Origin of the sequence: Desulfopila sp. IMCC35006 (genome assembly GCF_005116645.1) — a bacterium.
In the GTDB taxonomy this organism is placed as follows: domain Bacteria; phylum Desulfobacterota; class Desulfobulbia; order Desulfobulbales; family Desulfocapsaceae; genus Desulforhopalus_A.
Genome location: NZ_SWCM01000023.1, coordinates 14,942 through 32,907, shown reverse-complemented (window position 1 = coordinate 32,907; position 17,966 = coordinate 14,942). Strand labels below are relative to the sequence as shown.

The window sequence follows — 17,966 nt, the reverse complement described above, 5'->3', positions numbered from 1 at the left end:
CCGGCAATGGGCGGCATCCGGCAAAAAGATACAGAACCCGGTTCGAAAATCGTCGAACCTTCTCTTACGGAACTATAAGAGATTACCGGGAATGAGGAAACAAATTTATTGCAGAAACTGCCCAGAGCCTTACGACACCCGAACCCTTGGAAAAGCCCGGAAAATTTTGTGGCTCACTTCAATGGCAGGCCAAATCTGTCCTGACCGAGCAGATGTATCGCGCTGTCTCCGCCAAAGAGCTGCAGAAAACTATCGTCCGCCAGGTTGCAGCGAAACCCCCGGCAGGTCTTCGGGCGGTAATGATACAGCTTGCAGTAATACTTGTCATTGCGGTGCTCCAGGAAAAGGCACCCCCTATCATCGGGATGAATCATATACACCTTGCCGCTGCTTTTCGCTTCGAGCGTGGCCTGTTCCAGACCTTTCTCCCGGATATCCTGCATGCTGACATTGACCCCGACATGCCCCCCCATCTTCTTAATAAAATCAACCTCATCCGCCTGCAGCACGATTTTACGGTACTTTTTGCAACAGGTGCCGCATTGGCGGCACGCATGAAAGATCGTCCGCATCGCGCTTTCGTCGATATTTTTTTCCTTCATTTCAACACCTTATGTCAAAGTCCAATAATTGCGCAGGGGATGATTTTTCAGTAACTGATTGGCTCGCTCTGAAAAAAATACGCCGATTTTGTTCTGCCTTGGCTGCAACAGGCTATCGAAAGTTGCCAGAACCGATGCTTCCAGGGATACCGGATTATACCCTCCTTCGAGCACCATGAGAAGCCGGTCGCCACAGGCTTCATGGGCATACTGCTTCAGCATCCTGGTAATCAAACCATACCATTCCGTGGTGAGCAGAGTCCCACTGATAGTATCATCCCTATGCGCGTCATAACCGGCGGATACGAGAATGATCTGCGGCAGGTACTGCTCGACAACGCTCTGCAGGATTCGCCCGAGCAGAAAGGTGTACTCCGCATCGCCGAATTGGGGGAATACCGGAATATTAATGGTGTACCCCTCACCTCTGCCGGTACCGACTTCCGTCATTTCCCCGGAAAACGGAAAAATCCCCCGCTGGTGTACAGAGATGAACAGGACCTCGTCGGTATCATAGAATACCTCCTGCGTACCGTTGCCATGATGGGCATCAAAATCGAGAATAAGGATCCGGTTCAACGAATACTGGCGACGCAGATACTGCGCCGCTATGCTGACATTATTGAAGACACAAAAGCCCATTCCCCGTCCCGGTTCCGCATGATGACCGGGAGGCCGGATCATCGCGAAACCATAATCGATGTCCCGCGCCATAATCTGGTCGGCAAGCTCGAGACAGCCGCCTGCGGCAAGCTCGGCGACATAGAAAGAGTGCTCCATAAGATAGGTGTCACGATCGTATGAATAGGGATCGGACCGCACAATGTGTTCGCGCAACTGCTGCAGATAAAAAGAGGAATGGACGGCTTCGATCTCCGCAGCTACGGCGGCCCTCGGCTGGCATGGCAGGCATTTATTCCCATACCTTTCTCGAACAATCGAAGCCAGCTTGCGGATTCGTTCAGGATTTTCCGGCGAATGCCGGAGAATCGCATGATCAAGATATCGATCGTCTACGAGAAAACCAACCTTACTGTTCATAATGGTAGTGATAAATAGGCGTCCTGGCAAAAGAGACGGCATCAATGCGAAACAGATGCCCTACCCGTTGTACCCGGTGGTCATCGTAGTGCAGCGAATCGGCGAGCTGAAACCCCAGTTTTCTGAGGCAGCGCTGTTGTGGAACATTGTCAATATCGGTATACATCTCTACCCTCTGCATTTTCATCCGGGTAAACAACTGAATGATCGCATACTTCTGGGCCTCGGTACCATAACCCTTATTGCGCATTTCCGGTTCGGAAATTTTCAGGGCCATAACCGCGCAGCTTTTCTGTTCGGACCGGAGCCAGTAATGCAATGTCCCGATGGGTCCCTTTCCTTTTAATTCGATGATAAAGACCCGGTTTTCATCATTCCAGTAAGCCCCTGAGGCTATGCTCTCCAGACCTCTTGCCTCGTCGATGCAATCGGGAGTGAGGTATCTGCCATGAGCAGTCGCACTATTGCTCCAGTCCACGAAAAACGGCAGATCACTGGCCACAATCCGCCGCAAACTGAGACGCGGGGTCAATATCTTATCACCAAAGATCATAATCACACTTTTTAGCCCCGGACAGCACGTATAGCCTGTCCGGGGAATGACAGAGAATTAGAGATTCTGTACCGCATCCTGCAGATTTTTATTTGATTGAACCAAACGATCGAGAGCACCGACCGTCTCTGTCAGCGATTGATTGACGACCGAGATTGACTGCTGGTTTTCTTTGGCGGAAACAGCAACGCTCTCAATCTCCGTCATAACATTCTGACCGCCGGCACAAAGGTCTTTCGACTTCTGGCTGAGATTACCCACTGCCCCGGAAATAACCGTTATCCCTCTGGAGATGGTTTCCATCGAATCGAGCGCAGTATTGATAACCTTCCCGCCATCATCCAGCATAGTCATACCCGACTGCATGGCAGTGATGGTCTGCAGCGAATCTTTTTCGACCTGCTTGACGATGTCGGAGATATCAATTGCCGATTTGGAACTGTTTTCGGCCAGCTTGCGCACCTCATCGGCGACGACGGCAAAGCCTCGTCCGGCATCGCCGGCTCTGGCGGCTTCAATGGCCGCGTTAAAAGCCAGGAGGTTGGTCTTCGAGGCAATATCCTTGATGATATCGACAAACCCTGAAATCTTTTCCAGCTTATTGACCAGACCGCCGACCATCTCATTGTTCTTCTGCATGGTGCTGTTGATTTCCACCAGCTTCTGCTCGGCATTTTTACCGGCCGCCTTGCCTGTTTCCGCTTCCCTGGACAGATCTGTCGCGAGCTGATTGGATTCGGTGGAAAGATTCAGCATCTCCGAAGAATTGGCAACCATCTCCTTGACCATCTTCAACGATTCCTGAAGCTGTTTCGCTTCCTGATCGATCAAGCTGTTCATTTCATCGACCTTCTGATCTGCCTGCACCATCTGGTGTTTGGATGCATTGACCAGGGTATCGACATCTTCGACTGCCTCATTAATCAATTTCTCCACCGCTTTTTCGGCGGTCACATCGGTAATGTACTCCAACGCGCCTTTAATATTGCCTTTCGCGTCCTTGATCGGGGAGGCGGTATATTTTATCGGCATGTCTTTACCGTTGGGATGAGCAGTTGCCTGGGCGTGAACAACACGGTCGGTGTGCATGGCCTGACTACAGGCGCATTTTTCCGTCCGGCAGTGATCGGTTTTAAACAGATCATAGCATTTTTTACCTATCGTCTGGTCCGGAGTCGACCCTACCGCTGCAGCGCCGGCGGGGTTCATAAACGTGACGGTATAATCGGTGTCAATGGACATTATCGGCGTCGGGATAGTATTAAGGTTTTCTATCTTTTCATCCGCTGCCTGCTTCTGTTTTGCCTCCTCGGTCATATCCAGCACATACTCCAGGGCCCCTTTTATATTGCCCTTGGCATCCTTGATCGGGGCGCCGGTATATTTAATCGGGATAATCACTCCTTCCGCCGGCCGGGCGATGGTATGTTCCGTTACCACCGAGTCGGTCTTCATCGCCCGGGCACAGGCACATTTCTCTGTTTTGCAATGGGGCGTTTTAAAGAGGTCATAACATTTTTTTCCGATGACCTGGTCCGGCGTCGAACCAACGACCGCGGCCCCGGCCGGATTCATAAAGGTGATGGTAAAATCGGTGTCAATGGACATTATCGGCGTCGGGATGGTATTGAGGTTTTCAATCTTTTCATCCGCGGCCTGTTTCTGCTTCGCCTCTTCGGTCATATCCAGGACATACTCCAGGGCCCCTTTGATATTGCCCTTGGCATCCTTGATCGGGGCGCCGGTATATTTAATCGGGATAATCACCCCTTCCGCCGGCCGGGCGATGGTCGTCTCGGTTATCACCGAATCGGTCTTCATCGCCCGGGCACAGGCGCATTTCTCCGTCTTGCAATGGGGGGTTTTAAAGAGGTCAAAGCATTTTTTACCGAGAACCTGATCAGGGGTCGAACCAACAACGGCAGCCCCGGCCGGGTTCATAAAGGTGATGGTAAAATCGGTGTCAATCGACATTATCGGCGTCGGGATGGTATTGAGGTTTTCGATTTTTTCATCCGCAGCTTGTTTCTGCCTGTTCTCCTCAGTCGTATCAAGAACAAATTCAAGGGCCCCTTTGATATTGCCCTTGGCGTCCTTGATCGGCGCGCCGGTATATTTGATCGGGATAATCACCCCTTCGGCCGGCCGGGCAATGGTTTGCTCGGTGACGACTGAATCGGTTCGCATCGCCCGGCTGCAGGCACATTTTTCCGTTCGGCAATGGGGGGTTTTGAACATATCGTAGCATTTTTTACCAATCAGCTCATCCGGCGTTGTACCAAGCACCGCGGCACCTGCCGGGTTGATAAAGGTGATCGCGTAATCGGTGTCAATCGCCAGCACCGGCGTGGGCAGGGTGTTGAGATTCTCAATTTTCTCATCAGCCATCTGCTTCTGCTTTGTTTCTTCGGTCATATCGAGAATATATTCGAGTGCCCCCTTGATATTACCTTTGGCATCCTTGATCGGCGCTCCGGTATATTTGATCGGGATAATGACGCCATCCCGCGGCCTGGCAATGGTTTGTTCCGTCACCACAGAATCGGTTTTCATGGCCCGGGCACAGGCGCATTTTTCCGTCTTGCAGTGGGGGGTCTTAAACAGGTCGTAACATTTTTTACCCACGACCTCATCAACCGTCAATCCGGCGACAGCAGCACCGGCTGGATTCATGAAAGTGATCGTAAATTTGGTGTCGATCTCCATTATGGGCGTGGGAATAACATCGAGATCGGTGGACAACTGCCGCAACTGGGCCTGCGTCTGTTTCAGATCACTGATATCATCGAGCTTCACAAAGGTACTGCCACTGCCATTCATGGGTATCGCCTTGCTGGTGAAGAACGTCAGGCCATTTTCCCCATCCCGATATATCACCTCTGCGGAGACGGGTTTGGCAATTCTTCTCGACTTGTCGACCGGGCAATCCTTGGTACCGCAAAGCTGGGTGGGACAGGACTCTTCACAGGTTATTTTATTTATTACCGCATCACCAGTCAGATTAAATCTATCAAAGAAGGCTTGATTTGCCCAGGTGATCACTTTTTTCTCATCAACGATGTAACTCGGCTCCATGAGTAAATTCAAACACGACCCATCCTGCTCACTTACTTGTACGTTTTTTTTTTTCTCCATTTTTTCCTCTTTCGCTAATATTTCAGGCAACTGTCTTCACCTTTGAAAAATCTCTTTATTTTCAGGCCACAGCAGCATTCAGGTGGTTTTGTATCAGATTATGAATATTGACAACAAAGACATGTTCTTTTTTTCCTGTGCCGCCATCAAAAACAATCAACCGGTCGAGAGTATCTTCTCTTTTAGCCAGATCCGGGTTGACCGATGTGGTCTTCTGCGATTGTTCCTGCTTATAAATCGTTACAATACCGTCTACTTCCAGGGCCACAATCTGTGAATTGAAATGGCATATTATAAGTTTTTGCTCCAGCGAATTTCCCGAACTCTTGCCATAACCGTAGAATTCTCTGAGATTTACAACCGGGACAACTACTCCCCGCAAATTAATAATGTCTTTGCTGAATCCGCTGCCGCCCGGGATAGCCATAATCCCTTTTTTTTCAATTATTTCCTGAACATCCTTAAGCTGCACTGCCATACGCCGGCCAACATTGAAAATGAGATAACAGTTTTCGGTCAGGATATGATGGGATCCGGTCACGGCCGAGCCTCTCCCGCTGTCGTCCGCAACGGGATCACAGGCCAGCCGGCCCATAGCCTGGAGTTCATCGATGCGATCACCTACCAGCTTTGCCATATCCAGCAGCAAGATATTGTATCCTTCCGCTTTCTGGTATATCCCGGAGACAAAGCCGTTCTGGCAAGACCTCATGGGCAAAATTAAATCCTCGGCAATAGTCTCAATCGTTGTCACTTCATCAACAATAACCCCCACCGAACAATGATCGTGGTCCAGGATCATAATTCTGGTTTTTTCACTAAAATACTGATCGCCCTCGATGCTGCGGTCACCGAGAATCCGTTTCGCCTTCAAGACCGGAATGGTTTGCCCTCGCAATGTCAGGGTCCCGTCGATATCGCCATGTTTGAAAATGTCGTCAAGCGAGGCGCTATGGGGAAGATGCTCCATCTCGATGTCATCTGAATAGATATGTTTTGTCACATCGAAAAAAGTTATTTCCCGGGTGCATTCCACCGGGACCCCAAAGGATTGACCGGAAAAATTAAAAACGACATATCGGACATATTTCGACTCTTTTTTATCGTTACGCTCCTCCTGCAGGGACTCGCCAACCCTCCCCAACTCATCAGAATTACCGAAAAAAAGATTATTAAGATCGAGAAGCTCCACCGTTCTGCCGCCCTTTTTCATTTGAATGAGGGCAGAGATAATCTTATCGTCGGTCTGCAATACGCTATCCAGCTGCTGGACATCGGCCCCGCTTGCCGCAAACACTTCCTGGATATCGTCAAACAGCAGCCCGTACCGGCGCCGAAAGAGGGTGACCACCGCTACCATAGCATCCTCGCTATACCCCTGCTGCGTCAGGCCGAGCCGTTTTTTCAGATTAATGATCGGGATCGCCTCTTCGCGCAGATGCATAATCCCCTCAACAAAATCGAGACTGGCGGGGAGTTGTCGAATCGTTCCGGTTATCGGTGTTGCCTCGGCAACACTTTCTGCCCGGAGCGCTATTTCCAGCCCCTGTTTTCTGTCCAGTACAAAAGATGCAAACAACTGTTCCTGTGCCATTACCGAACTCTTTCCGTGAAATTATTGAACATATCCGTTCATTTTCTGGATGACCGCCTCTAACTCATCGATATTTCTTTCGACCTGAGTAATAAAGCGTGGGGCGAGCATATGGTATTTATCTCCGTTAACGCCTGCCGAATCAGCCATCACCAGTATTTTTTTCAAGCCGTCAAAGTTGTCCCTGGCCGCAATCATCGCGTCGAGATCGGAACTATTTTCCGCATAAAGAATTATAAGATCGCCATTTCTGGGGGTGCTGTCCGACGGTGGCGAGACATAAACAACATCGCCGAAGAGGGGACGAATTGACTGCAGCCCGTTAATTTTTCGCAGTCGGGTCAGATATCGTTGTGGACAAATCTGCCACCGGCAGTCTGGACCACAGGCAGATTTGTTTATTGCGTAGAAAAATTTTCTCATTCTATTGTCGATTGGTGAAAGAGGAATTGTGAACATTTTTTGATACGGCGACAATCACAATCCCAAGAGCATCAATCGTGCCAGCCTAAACAGACCGTTCAGGAAAAATATATTATATGTTTTTACGAGGGGTTACTTGAAAGGAACTTCAGGAAAAGCCAAGGGACAGAGGGGAGAAAAGTGTCAACAAAAGTGAACAATTCAATTTTTATTGACAATAACCTCGTCAGAAAAATTGATGCGGTATTTCTCAAAAAGCTGATAGAGACGGGTCCTGGATATCTGGGAGATCCTGGCGGCCTCGGTGACATTACCGCCCGCGAGTTGTTTGAGTTGGCCGAGGTACTCAAGTTCGCATTTCTTTTTATAGCCCGACCAGGTGGGCAGATCCCCGGCTGACTCTTTTTTCGGCGGGGCCTTTTTTGAACTCAGCCCGGCACGAGCCTGGTGCACCCTGAAACTATCCGGCAAATGGACGGCAAAACAGGTGGGTCCCAACATGGGGTTGGTGATGACCTGCTCCACTGTCTGATATAATTCCCGGACATTACCGGGCCAATCATAGGCTTGAAGAGCTTCGGTAAAATCGGCGCTGACCCCTTTTATTTCCAGCCCATAGCGAAGACAGAGCCTCAGGATAAAATAGAGTACCAGTTCCCGAACATCCCCGAGCCTTTCTTTCAAGGCCGGCAATGCAATGGTATAGGCTTGCAGCCGGAACAGGAGGTCACTTCTGAAGGTACCATTTTCGACACATTTTTTTAAATCCCGATTGGTGGCGGCAACAACCCGAAAATCACTGTACGCCTGCTTTGTCGATCCGACCGGGCGGTACTCGTGTTCCTGCAGAAGGCGCAGAAATGTTTTCTGGATGCTCAGCGGAAGCTCCCCAACCTCATCGAGAAACAAGGTGCCGCCGTGGGCATGTTTGACAAGACCCTCCTGAGCAGAATCGGCATTGGTAAATGCCCCTTTCACATGACCGAAAAGCGTGCTTTCGATCAGCGTTTCCGGCAGAGATGCACAATCGACAACCACAAAATTTTTATCGGCTCTGGCACTGTTTTCATGAATGGCTCTGGCAAATAACTCTTTACCGGTTCCGGTGGGACCGGTCACCAGAACGCTGACATCGGAAATAGATGCCCGGGCGACCTGGTCGAGACATTTTTTGATAACCGGACTGCTGCCGATTATCGCGTCCCTCTTCAAGGCAACCGGACGTGATGACACTTTCTTTTTTTCTCGTCTGTACTGCAGGGCGCGGCTTAACTGCAGCGAGAGTTCCCTGATTACATAGGGTTTTTCGATATAGCTCCAGGCACCGCTCAGCACCGCTTTTTCAGCCCCGTCTGCATCGCCCTGCCCGGTGATAATGATCACTTCCGGTTGTCCTGTACTGGCAGTTATGGAGGGAATATACTCCAGACCATTGCCATCCGGCAGCTGCACATCAAGTAAAACCACATCAAAGGATGCCTGCCGCAAAAGGGTCAGCCCGTCCGCCAGGGTTCCTGCCGCACTGGCCTTGTGGCCATCGGCAGTCAGCTGCTCAAGGAGCATCTCGGTCAGGACATGATCGTCATCGAGTATCAGGATTTCAGCCATGATTCAGTACCTTCCGGACAATTTGATACAGCTTTTCTTTTTTGACGGGCTTTACCAGCAACTCTCTAATACCTGACAGAGTTGCTCGCTTTTTGTCGAAGTTGCCGCTATGTCCAGTGACCATGATAATCGGAATATCCGGCCGCTGGCCCAGAAATTCACGGGCGAGTTCGGCTCCGGTCATCCCGGGCATAAGCATATCGGTGATCACCAGATCACAACAATTCGGATCCTGACGAAACGCCCGGACCGCGGCAATACTGTCGCTAAACGTCGTCACCACATACCCTTTCTCCTGGAGCAGTTCGCGCAGCAGATCAGTCAGACCAATCTCATCATCGATGACCATAATCCGTTCATTACCACCCAGTTCGCCAATCTTTTTTGCCGGCCGGCCAGGCTCCTCGCCACCATCGATGTTCAGATAGACATGGAAAGTCGTTCCCACTCCAACCTGACTGGCAACCTGTATAGCACCCTGATGCTTGGCGATGATCCCATGGACAACCGCTAATCCTAACCCCGTCCCATGCTCCTTTCTTTTGGTAGTAAAAAAGGGATCGAAGATCTTGTCCAGCTTATCTTTGGCAATACCGCATCCGGTATCGCTCACCTCGAGATCGAGGAGAACCCCGGTCCCCCTGGCCAAGGGCGCATGACTGACGATCTGTCCCACATCTTCGATCTCGGACAGTCGGATAGTTATCCGACCATGGCCGTCGCCGATGGCTTGTCTGGCGTTGGTACACAGGTTCATCAGGACCTGATGCATCTGGCCGGAATCCGCGAGAATTGAGCGACAGGAAGGATCTATCTCGTGCAGCAGTTCAATCGTCGCCGGCAGGGATGGCGTAAGCAGTTTGATAACCTCTTCGACGACATACTGTATTTTCACCGGGCGGAACTGCCCGTCACTCTCTTTCCTGCTGAAGGTCAGGATCCGTTTGACCAGGTCTACCGCCCGGTCGCCACCGGCGATCACCTGGTCCAGATCCTTTCTTGCCGGATGGTCCGGCGCGAGACGGCCTCTGGCGATCTCACCATAGCCTATCATGGCAGCAAGAATATTGTTAAAATCGTGGGCAATTCCTCCGGCGAGTGTGCCGAGGGCCTCCATCTTCATCCGCTGCTGCAGCTGCTGTTCCATCATTTTTTCACGGCTTACATCCCGGGCGACCTGTACGAGCTGACACAACTTGCCCTGCTGATCAAAAATAGGAAAAGATGAAACGGTGAAGGTTTTATCAAGAATCTCGTTATATATAGTGCCAACCTGGAAGCGGGGTTTCTCTCTTGACTGCAGAAGCGGACAGTTTTCACAGGGGGTTGTCCGGCGATGGAAAACTTCATAACATGTACGGCCTTTGAGCGCGCCCAGCGCATAGCCGAATAAATCGTGAGCCACCTTGTTGGCTCTGACTATGCGCATCTCGAGGTCCTGGATCGTGACGATGTCCGGCAACGCATCGACCGTTGCTTCCCATTCTTTTTTTGCCAGATAAATCTGGCTTTGGGTATTTTTTTCCCCGATGATATCAGTTATTACCGAGAGGCTGAGGACCAGCCCGGCAAGCTCGCCATCATCCGCATGATACGGCTTGACAATCCCGCGAAGCCACTCAGTCCGCTCCATGAGCGGCAATCGCAGGCCAAAATCGAATTGAACGTTATCGAGGTTGTCCCTCGGGAGTTTATTGACGGGAAACAGTTCCCTGGGCAGGGGTTTGCCCTTGGCATCAACCAGCTCCAGCTCAAGCTCCGCCAAGGTACAACCGACCAGTCCGCCGGCCGGTAAACCGAGCAATTTCTCGGCGGACCTGTTGCAGGCGCTCACCACGGCATCACTGGTAAATATGATGGTAGCCGCGCCGATACTTTCGAGAAAATCAGGCACAACTTTAGGGTGATAATTGATTCGGGGCATGAATTATCAATCGGATAGCAAAAATGAACAGTAATGGCAAATGAAAAGGAGAGCCATTCTCAGCAAACCATTTCCTAACTTTATACACGTGTGTGAACGAATTTTGAAGAAGATATTGTGGATTTCGGCAAAATTTAATACGTTACAGCGATATTGTATAAATACGCCACCAACCGCAACCGACCATCGACCATTTACAAAGGAACTATCATGCAGATTCTTGTCGCCTACCGAGGTACCAATGTTGGGAAAGACCTTCTCAACCTGGCCATACAACACGCCAAGGCATTTGGCGGGACGATCCAACTCGTCACGTCTCTGCCGGGGGGAGAAAAAACAACCAAGAAAAAGATCACTGAGGCTGAGGATAACCTCGCTGAAGCAGGGAAATTACTCGACGAGCAAAACATTCCGCACGAGAACCATCTCCTGATCCGCAATAACAGTGCCGGGGAGGACATTGTCGCGTTTGCCGCGGACAATGCATGCGACGAGATTATTATCGGCGTAAAAAGCCGTTCTAAAGTCGGCAAAATTCTTTTCGGCCGAACGGCTCAGCACATCATCCTGAAGGCGCATTGCCCTGTCGTTTCTGTAAAATAGTGCTGGCATCGTAAAAATTACCCAAAGGGCATAGAAATCTAGGTGTGTTTAACGGGGTTTTTACGATAGAGCGCACTCGGCACACCCCGCAGATATATCTCCTCGAGATAGGAGAGCTTTCTGGGGAGTTGTGCCGGAGCCCCTCTGGCAACGAGGAAAGTTGCCGTTTTGCCGTTTACGAGCAGCCCAAAATCGTCGATACCGAGTAACTCTGCACCATTGCTGGTTGCACACTGAACCGTCTCGGCTAAACTGTATCCGGCCTTTTTATACAGCTTCATCTCTTCAACCATCGATTCCCCATGCAGGACCCCGAGACTGCCGGCATCGGTGCCGAGAGCAACCTTTACCCCCAATTCTCTCGCCATGGCCAGCTGCCCGAGCTGGTGCTCGAGATTTTTCTCGATAACCTGACGATCAGCCCCCGCCTGGGCGGCGTGGATATTGCTGCCATAGGCTTTCATGGTAAAAACGGTCGGCACCCAGAAGGTGCCCTTTTCAGCCATCAGCTCCAGGTTTTCCCTGCCCATGAAAAAGCCATGCTCTATGGAGTGGCAGCCGCCGGCAACGGCGAGCTGCACCGGCACCCTGCCGTTGGTATGGACCATCACCTTTCTGTTTTGCTGTTCTGCCGCCCGCACCACCGCTGCTATTTCTTCTAGAGTAAACTGCGGCAGTGTTTCTTTGCCGAATATTTTCAGGCTGTTCAATCCTGAGTTGACCAGTTTCACGTGGTCAATGGCATCATTCTCGGCGGCATACGCTTCGGCCAGACTTTCCCCTTCTCCCGGGTATCTGCCGATCAAGGCACCGTAACGCCCCTTTTTGTGCCAGGCCCGACCGGCGACTTTCAGAATAATCTCCCGCTGCATCTCCGGCTCCGCTCTGTAGCGAAGGGCAAAGCCGCCGTGGTCGCCGCCGTCACGGGCGGCAAGGACTCCATGGGAAAAGAGATAGTGGAGATGCCGGCCGATAACCGGACGCAGCTCTTCATATCCTGCAGACAACTGCCATTCCCGTATCGTATGATCAGTAGTCCCGGACATATACAAATGGACATGGCAGTCAACCAGTGGCGGTATAACAGTACAGTGGGATAAATCCTTGACCTGTGCTGCCGGCGGCAGAGTCTCGACGGAATACGGTTCGATTGCCGCGAATCTGCCATCAACGATCTTCAACAGCACTTTTTCCCGGATTGGTCCGCCGCTGCCGTCTATCAGCCAACCGGCGAGGATATAGAGCGCCTTGTCCATTTGCCCTTTACCGATGTTACGCTGCCGCTTTTGCTGCAGCTTCAACGCCTTTACTGAAATCGGTCGGAATAGTTGTTGCCCGAGCTGCCAGCTCCCGATCGAGCATCAGCAGGGCATGGGCGTTGTCGCCAATCAATTTCAACTGAAGAATGATGTCATTATCATTTTCTTCCTCTTCGACCTGCTCGGTTACATACCATTCAAGAAAAATCTGCGTTGCATGGTCCTTTTTGCTTTGGGCCATTTCCATCAGTTCATTGATCGAACTGGTGATGAACTGTTCATGGGCCAGCGTCTTGGTAAACATGTCGAGCTGCGAAGAGAACTCTGCAGGGGGCGCCTGGAGGGCTTCAAGTTTTACCTCCTCCCCCTGGCGCTGCACATATTCATAGATTTTCATGGCATGAAACATTTCCTCGTGATACTGCACCATGAACCAGTTGGCAAAACCTTTCAGACCCATATTACTGGAATAGGCCGACATCGACATATACAGGTAGGCCGAATACATCTCTTTGTTTATCTGTTCGTTAAGGGCTTGGGCCATTTGTTTATCTAACATGAAAAACCTCCTTTATAAGATGAAAAAAAATCTCCTGACTGACTTGGTATGGTAAGCATCAAGCAGCGACTGGCAAGCCGGAGATCATCTGATGAAGGCCAAGCCCAACCTGAATATCTGGCTGCGGTCCTCGTAATGCAGGAGATCTTCGGCCAGCGCATTGGTGTATTGCGCGAAAAAGTAAACATCCAGGGCGTCGCCGAAAAAGTGTTTGAGAGGATAAGAAAAATCAAGCTGGAGAGAAACACCTTCATCCGCCCACCGAAACTGCGTTCCAGCGACAAACGTTTCAGCCAGGCTGAACTTTGCACCGAGATCAAAATACCCTCGGTAGTCGGGAAGGGTCGCATTCGTATCATCATCATTTTCCACATATGTCCAGATTTTGGGCGACAGCTGAAAGCCGAATTTGCTGTCAGGATCGTAAAAGATCAGAATCGGTTCAATGTAGGCAAAATTAGTGGACCGGGAAAGGTCTTCTCCCCGGCCATTGGATTCATGCTGGAAACCACCCTGCAGAAACACTCCCCGCAGAAGGCCGTGCGCGGATGTTAAATAATTTTGTGACAGCCAGAAAAGTTCAGGTTTATAACTGGTGTCTTCAAAAGGCGCCGAAGCCGATTGCAAATCCCAGAAAGACGTCTGGGTATATCCCATATGCAGCCCTTTTATCCATGGATGCAACTCGGCAAAACTTGTATCCGCCCCAAAAAAACGATATTTGAAACTAATCTGAAATTTGCTTTTTGCCGGGTCTGTACCGACAAGAAAATATACCGGCTGATAGGCCGATGCATTTTTTTGATACGGCTCGTAGGTACTGGACATCGCGTCCAGACTGGGCCGGACTGCATCGGGAGCAGCCTCTGCATCGCCCTGTGGCGGCGCGACCACATCAAAGACAAGCCGGGGTGCATCCACACCGGCAAAGGACATGACAACCTGCCCCTGCAGGATACTGGGGAGCGTGAAGCTATAGTGCTGCCGGAGACCGGCAATGTTGCCCGTTGCTTCTGACGGAGCCGATGCAGGGTCTTTGAGGGCGAGGAGAACAAATTTTTTTTCCGCGGCAATCAGCTCACAGCTTATTTCGTCTGGAAAAAGTGCTGTCTTGTCTGCCCCCCCGGCAAGAGAGACGAGCAGGATCTCCACCTTTTCACCAACGGTCAGTTGATCCTGTTCCATGGAAACGGCAAACTGTCGAGCCTGGCTCGACAAAGGCGCAAAAATAACACTTATACAAATGAGGGCAAATACGTGCAATCTTCTCATCATGACCCAGTCCGGAGTGAAAGAAATAATAAACCAAAGCGTTGAAAAATTACTCTCTCCATTTAATCTTTGATCCTAATTTCTCCATATCAATAAGATATTGTGTCGATCTGTCGAGATAAAAGGACAGCGGCTTCGAAAAATCTTTGCCAACCAGTCCATCCACAAAAAACTGACTGACCTCCCGGTGCCGGTTGAGAACCAGCTGCGAACGGTAGAAGATCAGCCATTCCTCCCTGGTCATTTTCTGCACCATAATTTCCAGGGCTTTTCCGGCTCGCGGCTGATACATCCAGAAATACATAAGATCCAGGGCGTTGACAATAATTAACCGTTCCTGCTCCCTGGCCTCATAGTTCAGCGTCTGCATCATCATCTTCGGAGACTGCAGCATCTCAAGGACATCTTCCTCAGGAAACTGCAGGTCCAGCCGGGAAAAAACCGCAAACAGCTGGGTGATTTTCGTCCGGTAGGCGGCGAGTCGGAGCCGGATATTGGTCTGACGGTCGGCCAGTCCCTCGATGACTGCGGCGACACAGTCCGAGGCGAATTTGGAGATAATTGCCGCCCACTTCTGCAAGACCCCGGAGATATCGGGGACACCACTCAGCTGAAGCACCACACCGATGGCCGAATTCAGCAGGATAGCCAGGGGAATGGCCAGAATCGATCGAAAAAAATTACCGACTGCGGCAGACCTGGGCAAGCCGCGGAAGGTATTATGCGTCGAAATATAGATGCCGTTGGCAAGGCCCATAACCGAATAGAGCAGCACCGGATTGGTGGCGGTGGTAATGCCGAACGCCCGGTCCAGCAGCAGGGTTTTCACCAGATAATCGAGAAGCGGCACGGAAAAGCCGGTATACAGCAGCGAATCGGCAATACGGCTCCAGCTGACCAGGGAGTTCCAGGGCAGCAGCGGGGAACGGCGCAGCCCGCCTCCGCCGAGAACCGACTGGATGATATTGCGCGTACCGGTTATGCCAAACCAGATAAAAGCACCCAGGTAGGCAAGCAGCCACCAATCCTTGGTCAGACTGAAGGTAAGAAAAGCCGGGATGAAGCCCAGAACAACCTTCAAACTGTTTTTGAGATTCGTATTGAGATATTTCCAGGGATGGCTCAGTCGCTCCTTTGCTCTCCTGTCGACTAACAGCTTGCCGTTATCGCCATGCTTCCCCAGCCCGCCAAGGGTGGCAATATTGCCTGCCGCCGGGGGATGGACAAGAAAACCGTCAAGATCCCAGTCATTCCATCGTCGGCAAGCGGTCTTGTTTAAAAAAGGCAGCCTGGACCAGAAACTTTTTTTCCCGGCTGCTGCCGATCCATCGCGGCAGCGGTAGTGAGCGTTTCTGGTCAACAGGCCGGTAACCGGGATGAGGGATCGATTTTTCTGGCTGACCCCCTCTCGAACCACTTTTTTCGCCCGTGCAGGCAGGGTATCGAGTATTACCAGTCCCATCCCGTGCTGATGTTCCGCCTGACCGGTAGACCCGGAGCCGATGCGTGAACCCAGGGTACGCTTTTTATAAAAATTATGTAAATTTTCCAGATGGTAAAGGATATCCATCAACTGTAATTTTCTCTCCTGCATCTTCTCGTTCTGCAGGATATCTTCTTGGGTCCGCTGATCCTCCGGCAACTGTTCCAGGCGGTTTTTGTGACGCAGACGCTGCTCCTCATGCTCCCAGATGATGGCGCGAATGACCCTTTTAAGACTGATGACATTATCTTCATTCAGGGCTTGCTGCAGCTCACTTATCAGAGCGTAATGCTGTTCGGGACTTGTCAGATCAACAACCTCGCCGTCATAGATGCCTCTTTGAGCTGAACTGCCCGAGGTTATGCCATGAGCCGCATTTTTGAGATTATACGCCTCTATATGGCTGATCATCCCTTCGCACAAGTAGAGCAGCTCCAGGGTATCCTGTATCGACAGATTGCTCAGATTGAGGGTAAACTTTGAACTTGAATGCAAAGACAACAGTCTGGCGAGCAGGGTATTGAGGTCCAACAGAAGCAATGGGGGGACATCGGGACTGTCCTGCGGGTGGCTCGGGTCATGGACCTCCGGATTGCGGGATGGCAGCAGGAACTGGTCGATTATCGTTTCGACATCCATCTCCTGCAGCTGCGCAAGACGTCGCTGGACAAGCTTGGTCGAATCTGTCGATGGCTGGGGCGGGCCCTGCTGGAGTTCATGTATTTCTGCCTGAATATGATCGGCAAGGGCGTTGTGGATGAACCTGGCGAGATGCAATACCGAAGGCTGTCCAGTTCCGATAAAGCGGAGAAAGGCATCAGCCGGCAGCGGCTCGAGCGAGAGATGCAGATCCCGGTTGAGGGTTTCACGATGACGGGCATTGAAAACATCGAACATATCAAAAACATATTTCTGCTGGTACTCCGAGACCAGACGGCCCTCTTCCATCAGCTGTATTACCGCTTCCTCTTTGAGAAACTTGAGAAAGGCCCGATTATCGTTGAAGCCGTGGGGTTCCCAGGTAAAACGGACATATTTATCGCGAAAACGACAGGACATCTCAATACCCACCTGCACGTGAATATCCAGAATGGCACTGGCTTCGATCAGCTCTTCGATCACGTCCGGGCGGACGTAATTATAATAGACCACGGTCAGGTAGCGGATGCCTTTGATCCAGGCATCCATCACCAGGTGGGTCGGCGACTTTCGCCCCTTGGTGTTCGCATCGTGAACACGATCGTCAAAGGTATACTGGTTCCACTCTTCCGGCATTTCCAGCAGGTGGTATTTGGCCAGTTCGGCCCGCACCAATCGCGGATTCCCGGTGGAAACCATCCGGAAATCATGGGCCAGCTTCAGCTGACGCAACTCATTGTCCTTGACCCGCAACAGATCCTTCATGATCTGCAGCTGCACTCGTGCGGTATTCTTCTGGTAGAACGACGTGGAGGAAAGGGAGACCTCGTCACGGACAACACGCAAGGCCTTGATCCGGTCACGGGCCCGACCTTGTTCAAAGGAGCCCAGCAGGCTGGCAATAGCATAGGCGATCCTCAATCCGCGTGGCGCAGCCATCTCCTTGATGCCATGCGGATGCATATGCTCGACAAGCAGGGAGCGCAGCTCCTTGGAACGGCTGCCTTTTTCCAGCACCTCCCGAACGATGTCGAGAAGCTGGTAGTCATTTGAATCAAAAAATATCGCTGCAGGTCGTTTATTCATAAGAGCCGTGGCGTTGTGGTGTCAGATAAAGTAAAGGATACACATAGTATCTCTTATGTCCTCTTTGAGGATCCCAGAAAAAAGCATATAAAATTCAAGCTGGCAGGTACCACTTTTCTTCATTTCCCGGTAGAGTAGCGGCTGGCTCCGTTTGCATGAGGGCAGACATCGCAACAGGTGAGACA

13 protein-coding genes are annotated in these 17,966 nt (G+C 51.1%); 1 reads left to right on the top strand and 12 read right to left on the bottom strand.

Going from position 1 to position 17,966, the window contains the following annotated elements:
- Nucleotides 1-173 precede the first annotated feature (173 nt).
- From FCL47_RS23015 to FCL47_RS22980, 8 genes are all read right to left on the bottom strand, one after another.
- Nucleotides 174-602, bottom strand: a complete 429-nt coding sequence (locus FCL47_RS23015; protein ID WP_136816067.1) for a YkgJ family cysteine cluster protein — start codon at nucleotides 600-602, stop codon at nucleotides 174-176.
- Nucleotides 603-611: 9 nt separating this feature from the next.
- Nucleotides 612-1,643 carry a histone deacetylase gene (locus FCL47_RS23010; RefSeq protein ID WP_136816066.1) on the bottom strand — a complete coding sequence of 344 codons (1,032 nt, stop codon included), beginning with the start codon at nucleotides 1,641-1,643 and terminating at the stop codon, nucleotides 612-614.
- On the bottom strand, nucleotides 1,633-2,196 hold the full coding sequence (locus FCL47_RS23005) for a GNAT family N-acetyltransferase (RefSeq protein ID WP_240744345.1): 564 nt from the start codon (nucleotides 2,194-2,196) through the stop codon (nucleotides 1,633-1,635). The genes FCL47_RS23010 and FCL47_RS23005 overlap by 11 nt, the downstream gene beginning before the upstream one ends.
- Nucleotides 2,197-2,253: 57 nt before the next feature.
- Nucleotides 2,254-5,331: a PAS domain-containing protein gene (locus FCL47_RS23000; RefSeq protein WP_136816065.1), complete on the bottom strand. Its 3,078-nt coding sequence runs from the start codon at nucleotides 5,329-5,331 to the stop codon at nucleotides 2,254-2,256.
- Between the two features lie 61 nt (nucleotides 5,332-5,392).
- Nucleotides 5,393-6,925 carry a chemotaxis protein CheW gene (locus tag FCL47_RS22995; protein ID WP_136816064.1) on the bottom strand — a complete coding sequence of 511 codons (1,533 nt, stop codon included), beginning with the start codon at nucleotides 6,923-6,925 and terminating at the stop codon, nucleotides 5,393-5,395.
- A gap of 21 nt (nucleotides 6,926-6,946) precedes the next feature.
- Complete coding sequence (locus FCL47_RS22990; protein ID WP_136816063.1) at nucleotides 6,947-7,348, bottom strand: hypothetical protein; 402 nt, start codon at nucleotides 7,346-7,348, stop codon at nucleotides 6,947-6,949.
- 201 nt (nucleotides 7,349-7,549) lie between these two features.
- Nucleotides 7,550-8,956: a sigma-54 dependent transcriptional regulator gene (locus FCL47_RS22985; protein ID WP_136816062.1), complete on the bottom strand. Its 1,407-nt coding sequence runs from the start codon at nucleotides 8,954-8,956 to the stop codon at nucleotides 7,550-7,552.
- The gene (locus FCL47_RS22980; RefSeq protein ID WP_136816061.1) at nucleotides 8,949-10,880 is read right to left on the bottom strand and encodes a PAS domain-containing sensor histidine kinase; all 1,932 of its coding nucleotides are present in this window, start codon (nucleotides 10,878-10,880) and stop codon (nucleotides 8,949-8,951) included. Before FCL47_RS22980 ends, FCL47_RS22985 begins: the two co-directional genes overlap by 8 nt.
- A gap of 210 nt (nucleotides 10,881-11,090) precedes the next feature.
- On the opposite strand from FCL47_RS22980, the gene FCL47_RS22975 reads away from it, so the two are divergent.
- A complete protein-coding gene (locus tag FCL47_RS22975) occupies nucleotides 11,091-11,483 on the top strand; it encodes a universal stress protein (protein WP_136816060.1) in 393 nt (130 codons plus the stop codon).
- Nucleotides 11,484-11,521: 38 nt separating this feature from the next.
- Here the strand turns inward: FCL47_RS22975 and FCL47_RS22970 are convergent, their stop codons facing one another.
- The 4 genes from FCL47_RS22970 to FCL47_RS22955 all read right to left on the bottom strand — a co-directional run bounded on the left by FCL47_RS22970 (nucleotide 11,522) and on the right by FCL47_RS22955 (nucleotide 17,781).
- On the bottom strand, nucleotides 11,522-12,784 hold the full coding sequence (locus FCL47_RS22970; RefSeq protein WP_136816059.1) for an amidohydrolase family protein: 1,263 nt from the start codon (nucleotides 12,782-12,784) through the stop codon (nucleotides 11,522-11,524).
- On the bottom strand, nucleotides 12,756-13,301 hold the full coding sequence (locus tag FCL47_RS22965) for a ferritin (protein ID WP_136816058.1): 546 nt from the start codon (nucleotides 13,299-13,301) through the stop codon (nucleotides 12,756-12,758). Before FCL47_RS22965 ends, FCL47_RS22970 begins: the two co-directional genes overlap by 29 nt.
- Nucleotides 13,302-13,385: 84 nt before the next feature.
- A complete protein-coding gene (locus FCL47_RS22960) occupies nucleotides 13,386-14,576 on the bottom strand; it encodes a phospholipase A (protein ID WP_136816057.1) in 1,191 nt (396 codons plus the stop codon).
- Nucleotides 14,577-14,622: 46 nt separating this feature from the next.
- Nucleotides 14,623-17,781: a hypothetical protein gene (locus FCL47_RS22955; protein ID WP_136816056.1), complete on the bottom strand. Its 3,159-nt coding sequence runs from the start codon at nucleotides 17,779-17,781 to the stop codon at nucleotides 14,623-14,625.
- Nucleotides 17,782-17,966: the final 185 nt, after the last annotated feature.